Annotated in this window: 8 protein-coding genes and 2 pseudogenes; 8 read left to right on the forward strand and 2 right to left on the reverse strand. The window is 68.9% G+C overall.

Features of this window, described 5'->3' with window-relative positions:
- Positions 1-532 (reverse strand): annotated as a pseudogene (locus tag B551_RS04125) (hypothetical protein); the annotation flags it as partial.
- A 327-nt stretch (positions 533-859) separates the two neighbouring features.
- Between B551_RS04125 and B551_RS04130 the strand changes: the two are divergent.
- The 5 genes from B551_RS04130 (at position 860) to B551_RS04150 (ending at position 6,154) form a co-directional block, all read left to right on the forward strand.
- The gene (locus tag B551_RS04130; protein ID WP_023263527.1) at positions 860-2,704 is read left to right on the forward strand and encodes a phosphodiesterase; all 1,845 of its coding nucleotides are present in this window, start codon (positions 860-862) and stop codon (positions 2,702-2,704) included.
- Positions 2,705-2,976: 272 nt separating this feature from the next.
- Entirely contained in the window at positions 2,977-4,404 is a 1,428-nt protein-coding gene (cls, locus tag B551_RS04135; RefSeq protein ID WP_006578884.1) for a cardiolipin synthase, read from the forward strand.
- Positions 4,405-4,600: 196 nt separating this feature from the next.
- On the forward strand, positions 4,601-5,197 hold the full coding sequence (gene ribA / locus B551_RS04140) for a GTP cyclohydrolase II (protein WP_023263528.1): 597 nt from the start codon (positions 4,601-4,603) through the stop codon (positions 5,195-5,197).
- A 240-nt stretch (positions 5,198-5,437) separates the two neighbouring features.
- A complete protein-coding gene (locus B551_RS04145) occupies positions 5,438-5,887 on the forward strand; it encodes a PA2169 family four-helix-bundle protein (protein WP_006578886.1) in 450 nt (149 codons plus the stop codon).
- A 36-nt stretch (positions 5,888-5,923) separates the two neighbouring features.
- The gene (locus tag B551_RS04150; RefSeq protein WP_006578887.1) at positions 5,924-6,154 is read left to right on the forward strand and encodes a hypothetical protein; all 231 of its coding nucleotides are present in this window, start codon (positions 5,924-5,926) and stop codon (positions 6,152-6,154) included.
- A gap of 63 nt (positions 6,155-6,217) precedes the next feature.
- Here the strand turns inward: B551_RS04150 and B551_RS04155 are convergent, their stop codons facing one another.
- Positions 6,218-6,646, reverse strand: coding sequence for a hypothetical protein (locus B551_RS04155; protein WP_043437284.1), 429 nt, complete (start codon positions 6,644-6,646; stop codon positions 6,218-6,220).
- A gap of 382 nt (positions 6,647-7,028) precedes the next feature.
- Between B551_RS04155 and B551_RS04160 the strand changes: the two genes are divergently transcribed.
- The 3 genes and pseudogenes from B551_RS04160 to B551_RS04170 all read left to right on the forward strand — a co-directional run bounded on the left by B551_RS04160 (position 7,029) and on the right by B551_RS04170 (position 11,874).
- A complete protein-coding gene (locus B551_RS04160; RefSeq protein WP_023263529.1) occupies positions 7,029-9,836 on the forward strand; it encodes a monovalent cation/H+ antiporter subunit A in 2,808 nt (935 codons plus the stop codon).
- A pseudogene (locus tag B551_RS25470) lies at positions 9,836-10,156 on the forward strand (Na+/H+ antiporter subunit C); the annotation flags it as partial. The gene B551_RS04160 and the pseudogene B551_RS25470, both read left to right, overlap by 1 nt.
- A 167-nt stretch (positions 10,157-10,323) precedes the next feature.
- Positions 10,324-11,874: a monovalent cation/H+ antiporter subunit D gene (locus B551_RS04170; protein ID WP_023263531.1), complete on the forward strand. Its 1,551-nt coding sequence runs from the start codon at positions 10,324-10,326 to the stop codon at positions 11,872-11,874.
- Positions 11,875-12,036: the final 162 nt, after the last annotated feature.

The following is a 12,036-nucleotide window of genomic DNA, read 5'->3' on the forward strand; positions in this document are numbered from 1 at the left end:
CGACGGAGACCGCGCTGTCGAACTGCAGCGCGTCGAGCGGCTGCTTGCGCAGCAGTTCGACATAGCCCTGCATCAACTGCGCGGCGCTGGCCCGCTCGCGCGCCAGCGCCTCGGCCTGATCCGGCGCGGCCCGGGCGACGCCGGACAGCGTGGTGTCCAGCGTCCGCAGCGCCTGCGCGATCTGCTGGGCGGCGGTATCGCGCTCGGCCGTGCTGGTGGCCATCGTCAACGCCAGCTGGGCGTGGCCCAGCCCGGCGAGCGCCGATTGCGCGCGCTCGGCGGCCACCGCGCCGCGCATGTCGCGCTGATACAGCGTGTCGGTCTTGTCCTTCAGCGCGACCAGATTGACGATGCCGCTGACCGCGGCCGCCGCGCCGAACAGGTAGACCAGCACGAACGCGGTGCCGAGCCGCGCGGCCAGCGGCAGGCGCCGCAGCCGCCGGCCTGTGGAGGACGGCGGCGAGGCGTCCGGCGACGATGCGGCGGCTCCCGTTGTCGTTTCCCCTGTTCGTGCCGTGGCAGCGGTGTCCATCACCGCTGCGATCCCGTTGCCTGCCATCGATCGCAGGCCGAACCTCGACCGCCAGCGCGGCCAACCCGTTCTGAACCCTTGCAACATGGTTTTCCCCCGCCGCACGCGGCGCCCGTCAATGGTTGTTTGCTTGTTTGGGCGCCATGCTGGCGAGGCGATGTGACGTTGCCGTGACGTCCCGCCATGCGGCGGGGTTGTCATATGGCGGTCATATGACTGTCATGAAATAGGCTGCCTTGCCCGGCGCCTCGTCGATGCCGGGCGCCAGGCCACCAACGCCGCCGCCGCGTGCATCCCGGCGTCCTTCACACCGTTGTCGAGATCCCCATGTCCGTTGCCGTGATCGAATCCGGCGCAGCGGCCGCGCCGATGCGTCTGCCGCCGCTGCGCGCCGTCTTCCAGCCGATCGTGCGCTTCGAGTCGGCCGATCTGCTGGGATACGAGGCGCTGCTGCGCGGACCCGAGGGCTCGCCGCTGGCCTCGCCCGAAGCGCTGTTCCGGCTTGCCGTCAGCCCCGCCGATACGATGGCGCTGGAAGTGCAGGCGGCCCGGGCCGCGCTGGCGCGCTTTGCCGAACTGCAGTTGCCGGGGCTGCTGTTCGTCAATTTCAGTCCGATGACGCTGCGCCAGCTGCTGGCCGACCATGGCCGCGGCATGTCGGCGCTGCTCGCCAACACGGTGGCGCCGGGGCGCGTGGTGATCGAGCTGACCGAGCAGACCCGCATCGGCGACATGGCGGCGTTCTCCGACGCGATGGTGGTGTTGCGCGATCTCGGCCTGCGCTATGCGCTGGACGACTTCGGCACCGGCCATGCCAATCTCGACCTGTTGGTCCAGCTGACGCCGCAATTCATCAAGCTCGACAAATCGCTGGTGCACGGGGTGGCCTCGTGCTCGCGGCGGCTGGAACTGATGCGCACCGTGTTGAGCCTGGCCGATGCGCTGGGCACCAGCGTGATCGCCGAAGGCATCGAGGACAACGAGGAGCTGGCGGTGCTGCGCGATCTTGGGGTGCCGTTCGGCCAGGGCTATCTGCTCGGCCGGCCGTTGCCGGAGCCGTCGCAGGCGCCGCCGCGGGACGTCGTGCAGGCGCTGGAGTCGCGCCAGATCGCGGTGTTTCCGCAGGTCGTCCGTTCGGGCTGGACCGGGCCGAATGCGGGCAAGCTGCTGCGGCGCGCGCCGACGGTGCGGCCGGAGCAGACCAACAACGAGGTGCTGGCGCTGTTCCATGCCCACCCCGGCCTGCATGCGCTGGCGGTGCTCGATGCGGACGGCAAGCCAATCGGCATCATCAACCGGCAGAGCTTCATCGATCGTTATGCCGCGCCGTTTCATCGCGAGCTGTACGGCAAGAAGGCCTGCATCCTGATGGCACATCGCGAGCCGGTCTGCTTCGATCGCGGCGCCACCATCGAGACCATGGCCAAGAGCCTGGCCAGCGGCAACCAGCGCTATCTGGCCGATGGTTTCATCATCACCGACGGCGGCCGCTATGCCGGGTTGGGCACCGGCGCCGACCTGATCCGCGCCGTCACCGAGATCCGCATGGAGGCGGCGCGCTATGCCAATCCGCTGACCTTCCTGCCGGGCAATATTCCGCTGAACCAGCATGTCGACCGGCTGCTCGATGCGGGCGCGGCGTTCTGCGCCTGTTATGTCGACCTGAACCACTTCAAGCCCTTCAACGACCAGTACGGCTACTGGAAGGGCGACGAGATGATCAAGGGCGCGGCCGCGATCCTCGCCGATGCCTGCGATCCGGTGCGCGACTTCCTCGGCCATGTCGGCGGCGACGACTTCCTGGTGCTGTACCAGAGCGCCGACTGGAGCCAGCGGGCGCGCGGCGCGATCGCGCGTTTCAATCGCGCCGCGCGCGAGCTCTACGATGCGGACGACCGCGCGGCAGGCGGCATCCATGGCGAGGACCGCCATGGCCGCAGCGCGTTCTTCCCGATGGTCAGCATGGCCATCGGCGCGGTCCGCGTGGCCCACGGCGCCGCGCGCGCCGAGACCGACGGCTGGCGCCTGGGCAGCAGCCATATCGCCGCCGCCGCGGCCGCCGCCAAGCGCGACGCCAAGAAGGATCCGACCGGTTTCGCGGTCGTCGATCTCGCGCCGACGCTGGCCGCGGCGGGTCCCTCCGACGAACCGGCAGAGGGCCGTCCACATTGAGCGACCGGCCTGCGGCCGATCAGCGAACGGGTGTTCGGGTTATCCACAGATTGTGTGGATAACCCGACCGGGCAGGGCGCCAGCCGTGCGCCGGCGCGTCGTGCCATCGGACTGCCTAAAAAAAATGCAGAGGGCGGCATCGAACCGACGAGCGTCCATGTCGCATACATGGAAGGCCGCGATGCGGGCGCCCTATGCCACAATGCGCGGCAGTTCAGCGTTCACTGTTCATCGTTCATCGTTCAACCGGATTCCGCAGCGGATGGCAGCCGATGTTACCGAGCACCAGCGTTGTCGCGACGATTGTCCTGTGTTTCCACCTGGTCGGCGTGTTTGCCGCGATGCATGCCGTGATGACGGTCCGGACCGCGCCGGGCGCCATTGCCTGGGCCGGCTCGCTGCTGTTGATACCGTATCTGGCGCTGGTGCCGTACCTGGTGTTCGGCAGCAGCAATTTCGTCGGCTATGTCAATGCGCGGCGCTTCTATCGCCAGCAGATGCGCGAACTGCGCCACGGCATGGAGCCGCAAGAGCGCGAGGCCTGCATTGTCCGGCAACCCGATCACCCTGGGTTGCGCGCGCTGCCAAGGCTGACAGGGCTGCATTGCCTGTCCGGCAATCATGTGCAACTGCTGGTCGATGGGCAGGCGACCTTTGCGGCGATCTTCGCCGCGTTGAAGTCCGCGCGCCGCGTCGCGCTGGTGCAGTTCTTCATCGTCCATGACGACGAGCTGGGGCGCGAGCTGCAGGCACTGCTGTGCGAGCGCGCGGCCGCCGGCGTCGAGATCTATTTCCTGTACGACAGCATCGGCTGCCACGCCTTGCCCGGCCACTACGTTCGGGGCATGGCCGAGTGCGGGGTCAAGGTCAGCGCGTTCGCGCCGCACCGCGGCTTCGTCAATCGCTTCCAGCTGAACTTCCGCAATCACCGCAAGCTGGTGGTCGTCGATGGCGAGCGCGCCTTCATCGGCGGCCACAATGTCGGCAACGAATACATGGGCCGCAGGCCGCCGCTGGCGCCGTGGCGCGATACCCATATCGAAGTGCGCGGCCCTGCGGTGCTGGACCTGCAGATGACTTTCGCGGAGGACTGGTACTGGGCCTCGCGCGAGGTACCGACGCTGCTGCTGCCGCCGGCCGAACCGGCCGGCGCGATGGTGTGCCAGGTGGTGCCGAGCGGTCCGGCCGATTCGCAGGAGACCTGCTCGCTGTTCTTTGTCGAGGCGATCCAGGCCGCGCGCAAGCGGCTGTGGATCACGACGCCGTACTTCGTGCCCGACGAGGCGGTGTTCGCGGTGCTGCGGCTCGCCGTGCTGCGAGGCGTCGACGTGCGCATCCTGATGCCGGGACGCGCCGACCACAAGGTGGTGTTCGCCGCCTCGACGCTGTACGCCTATCAGGCGATCTGCGCGGGCATCCGCATCTACCGCTATATCCCTGGCTTCCTGCATCAGAAGGTGATGCTGATCGACGACGAACTGGCCGCGGTCGGCACCGCCAACCTCGACAACCGCTCGTTCCGGCTCAATTTCGAGCTGACCGTGATGACCGCCGATCGCGCCTTCGCTGGTCAGGTCGAGGGAATGCTGCTGGCCGATTTTGCGCAGGCCCGCGAGATCGGCCGCGACGAATACCTGGCAGCCCCGGGACTGCGCCGCGTGGCAATGCATGTGGCCAAGCTGTTCGCGCCGATCCTGTAGGGGTGGAGAACGCGCCGGGTCCGGGGTCCGGTTACGGAGGCCTCCAGCGGCCCATTTCCGATTCGCGGTATCCTTGCCGTCAGGCGCCGCCCTGGAAGGGGCCATCGGCAGGGCATCACCAGGCCGGCAGCGGACTCCCGGGACCCACTCCCGCCCGCCGCCACGGCATCCGGCGCACACGCATTGGCAAGATGATATGAACGACACGGAAATCACGCTGATCGGGTCGGCACGGCTGCCGACCCGCTTCGGCGAGTTCACCGCTCACGCCTTCAAGGGCGCGACCAGCGGGACGGAACACCTGGCGCTCAGCGTCGGCGATATCGCCGGCGAGGGCGTGTTGACGCGGCTGCATTCGGAATGCCTGACCGGCGACGTATTCGGTTCGTGCCGCTGCGATTGCGGCGAGCAGCTGGCGCTGGCGATGGAGCGCATCGCCGCCGAGGGCCGCGGCATCCTGCTGTATCTGCGCGGCCACGAAGGCCGCGGCATCGGCCTGGGCCACAAGATCCGCGCGTACAGCCTGCAGGATGGCGGGCTGGACACCGTCGACGCCAATCTGGCGCTGGGACAGGCGGTCGACTCGCGCACCTATGCCTTCGCCGCCGATCTGCTGCGCCAATGGGGCGTCAAATCGATCCGGCTGATGAGCAACAATCCGCGCAAGCGGCAGCAGCTCGAAGAGGCCGGCATCGCCGTGCTCGAGCAGGTACGCCACAGCGTGCCTGCCAACGCCGAGAACGAAAAATACCTGGCCACCAAGCGCGTCCGGCTCGGGCATCTGCTGGACTGACGGTGCGCGGTCGATCCGGCCGACGGGCTGGACGAGACCGCTGCACAAACGCTGCACCAGCCCTGTAGGCATCGGCCGACAGCTTCTCGGGCGGCCTGCTTACAGTCCCCGCCCGCCGCTTCTCTTATCGTGAAGGCATGGACGCACCGCAAGCGGTGCGCGCCGTTTTGCAGCCTCGCTGCATACGTCCTGCAACCGCCGCCGCGGCATGCGGCGGCACCACGATAACGAGGAGTCGCCATGGCAGACAAGAACGTCGATGTGCTCAACGATCTGATCGAAGTGTCGCGCGACGGCGAGCAAGGCTTTCTGAAGGCCGCCGAGGACGCCACCAATCCTGAGCTGAAGGAACTGTTCACCAGCCGCGCGACCGAGATCGGCGCCGCCGTCCGCGAACTGCAGTCGCAGGTGATCGCGCTGGGCGGCCGGCCGGAAGAGGGCGGCAGCGTGGCCGGCGCGTTGCACCGGGGCTGGGTCAGCCTGCGCAGCGCGGTCGCCAACCGCACCGATCTGTCGATCCTGGAAGAGTGCGAGCGCGGCGAGGACGTGGCCAAGAAGAAATACGCGGACGCCCTGCAGCACGACGACCTGAGCTTCGAAGTGCGCGCGCTGATCGAGCGCCAGTATCACGGCGTGCTGCGCAACCACGACCTGGTGCGCGACCTGCGCAACCGCTATCGCGCGACCTGACCGGCTCCGGCCTTTGCCACGCGAAGGAGACAGACGATGAGCCAGCCCGACAAGTCCGGCAAGTCCAACAAGTCCGACACCGCGGTTCCGCGCTCCGGCCAGCAGGGCCAGGGTGGGGCGGCCGAGGATCAGACCGAGCGCAATCTCGACGAGGCGCTCGAGGAAACGTTCCCGGCCAGCGATCCGATCGCGGTCGAACCCGACAAGGACGACGGCGGCAGCGGCCGGCCCGGCAAGGAGGGCGGCAAGGGCGCGCGCACCGGCTGATCGCGGATCGGTGCAAATGAACGCGGGAGCCGCACGGCTCCCGCGTCTTGTCGTGCGCGCGCGTTACGGCAACTTGCGAAGTTGTGCGATTACCGACATCAGTTGCCCGTGCGCGACGGTGACCGCGGGCTCGTCCTGCAGCGCTTCGTGATAGCGCTCGCGGAACGCGGGGTCGCCCTGCGTGCTGAACAGCCGCGCCGCGGCCTCCGCCACCGCGCGGCAGGTGCCGTCGTGGTGCTTGGGCCCGTCGAGCTCCTCGTCGATCTCGACGATCAGGCGCGACAGCGGGTCGAGCCAGCGAAAATAGTTGTCCTCGGTGACGATCTGCACGAACTGGCCCGCGGGGATCGGGCCATAGAGGCGTTCATATTCGTTACGGTCGTGCTGGATGATCTCCTTGTGGGATTTCAGCAGCGCGGCGCGCAGCGCGCGCAATCCGGCGCGGCGCGATTCCTGCGTGGCTTGGTATTGTTCTTCAGTCAGCATCCCCATTCTCCGCTCCCGGTTCGGTGTTGTGCGGTCGTCCCGCGCGGCAGGGGTAGCGGCGCGGTGCGTATGCATGCTCGTGGACGATGCGTCGTGCGGCCGTCGATGCAGGCCGCATGCCAGTATATGTAGGCGCCGGGGGGCGATCCAACCTCGTGCTATCCCGAATGGCCGCGCTCTTTGGAATGCGGTGATACGCCCGGTGCGGCATGCAGGTTCGCGTGCAATGGTCCCCATTCGATGTGAATTATTTTTAGGGCAGACATAACAATCGCCGCGATGGCGGTGTCATGGGGCACAATAGCCTCATGTTGCGCACACGATGCTCGGCGCGGCTGGTTCCGCCGCCTTCCCTTCGCCTTCCCGCACGCTCTGCCGGAGACGACAGATGGTGATGCTGTGGCTGATCGCCCTGCCGCTGGGCGCGGCAATGCTGACCCCGCTGGTCGGCCGCCATCTGCGCCCGCTGACTGCACCGCTGGTGCTCGGCACGCCGATGCTCGGACTGGCTCTGCTGGCCAGCGTGCGAAGCGAGATCTTCAGCGGCGAAGTGCTGGCCTGGCGCATGCCGTGGCTCGACGGCCTGGGCTTCGCGCTGAGCCTGCGCCTGGACGGCCTGTCCTACGCCTTCTCGCTGCTGGTGCTCGGCATCGGCCTGCTGGTGCTGCTGTACGCGCGCTATTACCTGTCGCGCAGCCAATCGACCGCGCGCTTCTTCTCCCTGCTGCTGCTGTTCATGGCCGCGATGCTCGGCGTGGTGTTGTCGAGCAATCTGCTGCTGCTGGTCGTGTTCTGGGAATTGACCAGCATCGTCTCCTTCCTGCTGATCGGCTTCTGGTCGTATCGCTCCGATGCGCGCAAGGGGGCGCGCATGGCGCTGACGGTCACCGGCGGCGGCGGCCTCGCGCTGCTGGCCGGGGTGCTGCTGCTCGGCCATATCTGCGGGAGCATGGAGCTGTCGGACGTGATCGCCAGCGCCGGTATCGCGCAGAAACACCCGCTGTATCCGCCGATGATCGTGCTGGTGCTGCTCGCGGTCTTCACCAAGTCGGCGCAGTTTCCGTTCCACTTCTGGCTGCCGCACGCGATGGCGGCACCGACGCCGGTCTCGGCGTATCTGCATTCGGCCACCATGGTCAAGGCCGGCGTGTTCCTGCTGGCGCGGCTGTATCCGGTGCTCGAGGGTACCGACTGGTGGTTCTACATGCTGAGCCTGACCGGCCTCGCCACGCTGGTGGTGGGCGCCGGCATGGCGCTGCTGCAGCGCGACCTGAAGGGGCTGCTGGCGTATTCCACGATCAGCCACCTGGGCCTGATCACGCTGCTGTTCGGACTCGATACCGGCCTGAGCACGGTCGCCGCGCTGTTCCACATCATGAACCACGCGGTGTTCAAGGCCTCGCTGTTCATGGCCGCCGGCATCATCGACCACGAGACCGGCACGCGCGACCTGGGCCGCCTGCGCGGGCTGCGCCGCTACATGCCGCACACCGCGCTGCTGGCGATCGTCGCGTCGCTGGCGATGGCCGGCGTGCCGCTGCTCAACGGCTTCCTCTCCAAGGAGATGTTCTTCGGCGAGACGCTGGCGCAGGGCCTGCTCGGTCCGTTCAACTGGACCATTCCGGCGCTGGCGACCGCCGCCGGCGCGCTGACCGTGGCGTACTCGCTGCGCTTCATCCATGGGGTCTTCTTCGACGGCGAGCCCGACGACCTGCCGCATTACCCGCCGCACGAGCCGCCGCGCTGGATGAAGATTCCGGTCGAGATCCTGGTGGTGACCTGCCTGGTAGTCGGGCTGTTTCCGAACCACACCGTCGCCGGCCTGCTCGATGCGGCCGCGCGCGGCACCATGGGCGCGCCGCTGCCGATCTACAGCCTGAGTCCGTGGCACGGCTTCAATCTGCCGCTGGCGATGAGCGCCTTGTCGATGGCGGCGGGCGGCGCACTGTTCTTCCTGCGCCGCGATTCGTTCCGCCACTATCACGCGAAGCTGCCGCAGCTGAACGCGCGCGACCGCTTCGAGGATGCGATCGAACGGATCGAGCGCGCCGCCGGACGCGTGGCGCTGCTGTTCGAGAACGGCTCGCTGCAGCGCTACCTGGCCTTCGCGATCGCGGCCATGGTGCTGCTGCCGGCGCGCTATCTGTTCGACCTCGAGCGCGCCCAGGGGCCGGCTCCGCTATCGGCCGTCGATCCGGTCACGGCGGCCGGCCTGGCCCTGCTGGCGATCGCCGCCATCGCCGTGGTGATGGCCCGCCGCCAGCGCGTGGTGGCGCTGCTGATGGCGAGCCTGTGCGGACTGATGGTGGCGCTGGCCTTTACGCGCTTCTCGGCGCCCGACCTGGCCCTGACGCAGATCTCGGTCGAAGTGGTGACCATCATCCTGCTGGTGCTCGCGCTGTACTTCCTGCCGGTCGACCTGCCCGAGCGCGCCGGCACCGCGCGGCATCTGCGCGATGCCGCGCTGGCGCTGGCCGGCGGCGGCACCGTCGGCGTGGCCGCGTTCGCGGTGATGACGCGCCCGCACCAGACCATCGCCGACTTTTTCATCGCGCAGAGCGTGCCGGGCGGCGGCGGGCACAACGTCGTCAACGTGATCCTGGTCGACTTCCGCGGCTTCGATACGCTGGGCGAGATCTGCGTGCTGCTGATCGCCGGCCTCGGCGTCCATGCGCTGCTCAAGGGCCTGAGGCTGCCGGCCCCGACCGCCGGTCCCAACGACATGCCATGGTCGCGACAGAGCCATCCGCTGCTGCTCGCGATCCTGGCGCGGCTGATGCTGCCGCTGACGATGCTGGTGGCCGTCTTCATGCTGCTGCGCGGGCATCAGCTGCCCGGCGGCGGCTTCGTCGCCGCGCTGATCACCGCGGTCGCGCTGCTGCTGCAATACATCGCCAGCGGCGTGCTGTGGACCGAGTCGCGCATCACGCTGCATCATCGCGCGATCGCCGGCGCCGGCATCCTGCTGGCCGGGCTGGTGGGCCTGGGCAGCTGGGCGTTCGGCTATCCGTATCTGACCACCGCGTTCGGCCACTTCCACCTGCCCTGGATCGGGGACATCGAACTGGCGACTGCGCTGCTGTTCGACCTCGGCGTCTATCTGACCGTGGTCGGCACCGTGCTGCTGATCGTGTCCCACCTGGGCGTGCGCGACAAGCGGGTGGCCGCCGCGCGCCAGATCGCGGAGACCGCCTGATGGAAGCCGTGTTTGCTGCCGCCATCGGGGTGCTTGCCGCCTGCGGCATCTATCTGGTGCTGCGCGCGCGCACCTTCTCGGTGGTGCTCGGCCTGACGCTGATGACCTATGCGGTCACGCTGTTCCTGCTGGGCATGGGCCGGCTGACCACTGGCAAGCCGCCGATCATCGCGCCCGGCGCGCAGTATGCGGACCCGTTGCCGCAGGCCCTGGTGCTGACCGCGATCGTGATCGGCTTTGCGATGACGGCCTTCATCATGGTGCTGGCGCTGCGTTCGCGGGCACTGCGCGGCAGCGATCATGTGGACGGCGACGAGCCGCCCGATCCGTCGGCGACCACGCCGGAGCAGCCGCCCGAGCCCGAACGTCCCGAGGATGCCGGGCGCGCGCGTTCGGCCTCGCCGTCCGCCACGCCCCCCGCCGCACCGTCTACCGCGCCGTCTACCGCGCCGTCCGCCGCGCCATCCCCGGCCAGCGAGGAGGCGCGATGAACCACGCGATGCTGCTGCCCATCCTGGTGCCGCTGTTCAGCGCCGGCCTGCTGGTGGTGCTGCCGGCCCGCTGGCGCGCGCGTTCGCGCTGGCTCGGCGTGCTGGCCACGCTGGCGCTGCTGCCGATTTCGGCCAGCCTGGTGGGCCAGGCGTCCAGCGGCAATATCGCGGTCTACGCGCTCGGCAACTGGGCCGCGCCGTTCGGCATCGTGCTGCAGCTGGACCGGCTCGCGGCGCTGATGCTGCTGCTGACGGCGCTGCTCGGCGCGGCCGCGGTGCTCAGCGCCGGCGAGCGCGATACCCGGGCCGGCCGGCATTTCGATGCGTTGTTTCAGTTCCAGCTGATGGGCCTCAACGGCGCGTTCCTCGCCGGCGATCTGTTCAATCTGTTCGTGTTCTTCGAGATCCTGCTGATCGCTTCGTACGCGTTGCTGGTCCACGGCGGCGGCAGCGAGCGGATCGGCGCCGGCCTGCACTACGTCGTGCTGAACCTGGTCGGCTCGTCGTTCTTCCTGCTGGCGATCGGCGTGCTGTACGGCATCACCGGCACGCTGAACATGGCGGATCTGGGCGAGCGGCTGGCGCGGCTGGCGCCGTCCGAGGTGCCGCTGGCGCTGGCGGCCGGCGCGATGCTGATGCTGGTGTTCGGCTTGAAGGCCGCGATCTTTCCGCTGTCGTTCTGGTTGCCGCGCGCCTATGCGGCGGCGGCCGGGCCGGTGGCCGCACTGTTCGCGATCATGACGAAGGTCGGCGTCTACGCGATCCTGCGCTGCCACGCCTTGCTGTTCGACGGCGGGCGCGGCTGGTTCGGCGCCTTCCTGCATCACTGGCTGTGGTGGCTGGCGATCGTCACGATGGTGCTGGCGGCATGCGGCGCGCTGGCGGCGCGTTCGATGAAACGGCTGACCGGTTATCTGGTGCTGGTGTCGGTCGGACTGCTGTGCGCGGGCGTATCGATCCAGACGCCGCAGGCCTGGAGCGCGACGCTGTACTACCTGGCCAGCACCACGGTGGGCACCGCCGCGCTGTTCCTGCTGGCCGATTCGCTGGAGATGCGGTCGGGCCGGATGCCGGTCGGCGGCGGCATTTCGCGGCTGGCCGGCACGCTGTATCTGGCCGCCGCGATTGTCGTGGTCGGGCTGCCGCCGCTGTCCGGCTTCATCGGCAAGGTGATGCTGATGCAGGCGGTGCCGCTGTATGGCGAGTGGAACGGCGCCGCGGTGCTGTGGCCGGCGGTGCTGGTGTCGAGTCTCGCGCTGATCGTCGCGATCAGCCGCACCGGCAGCCGCCTGCTGTGGCAGGGGCCGGCGGCCGCTGCCGCGCATGAGCACGGCATGGTCACGCGGGCCGACGCCAGTACGCCGCCGGTGCGCCGGCCGGACGCGGCCAAGCTGGTCTGCTGCGCCTTGCTGCTGGCCTGCAGCGTGGCGCTGGTCGTGTTCGCACGGCCCTTGTCCGCCTATCTGGATGCGACCGCGCTGCAGCTGTTCGATCGCGCCGCCTATACGCGCGCGGTGCTGGGCGCGCCGACGGAGCCGGCACGATGATGCGGCGCCTGTTGCCCCATCCCTGGCTCAGCGCGATGCTGCTGGCGATCTGGCTGCTGCTCGGCAATGCCGCCGCGCCCGGCGACTGGCTGCTGGGCGCGCTGCTGGCCTGGGCCTTCGGCCTGCGCGTCGGCCGGCGCTTGTGGCTGCGGCCGCTGCGGC

This window comes from Cupriavidus sp. HPC(L), assembly GCF_000307735.3.
In the GTDB taxonomy this organism is placed as follows: domain Bacteria; phylum Pseudomonadota; class Gammaproteobacteria; order Burkholderiales; family Burkholderiaceae; genus Cupriavidus.

Excerpts from the sequence above, each read along its gene's own strand:
- ribA (WP_023263528.1), top strand. The coding sequence starts at position 4,601 with ATGAACGACACGGAAATCACGCTGATCGGGTCGGCACGGCTGCCGACC.
- B551_RS04170 (WP_023263531.1), top strand. The coding sequence starts at position 10,324 with ATGAACCACGCGATGCTGCTGCCCATCCTGGTGCCGCTGTTCAGCGCC.
- B551_RS04155 (WP_043437284.1), bottom strand. The coding sequence starts at position 6,646 with ATGGGGATGCTGACTGAAGAACAATACCAAGCCACGCAGGAATCGCGC.
- B551_RS04160 (WP_023263529.1), top strand. The coding sequence starts at position 7,029 with ATGGTGATGCTGTGGCTGATCGCCCTGCCGCTGGGCGCGGCAATGCTG.
- B551_RS04150 (WP_006578887.1), top strand. The coding sequence starts at position 5,924 with ATGAGCCAGCCCGACAAGTCCGGCAAGTCCAACAAGTCCGACACCGCG.
- B551_RS04145 (WP_006578886.1), top strand. The coding sequence starts at position 5,438 with ATGGCAGACAAGAACGTCGATGTGCTCAACGATCTGATCGAAGTGTCG.
- B551_RS04130 (WP_023263527.1), top strand. The coding sequence starts at position 860 with ATGTCCGTTGCCGTGATCGAATCCGGCGCAGCGGCCGCGCCGATGCGT.
- cls (WP_006578884.1), top strand. The coding sequence starts at position 2,977 with ATGTTACCGAGCACCAGCGTTGTCGCGACGATTGTCCTGTGTTTCCAC.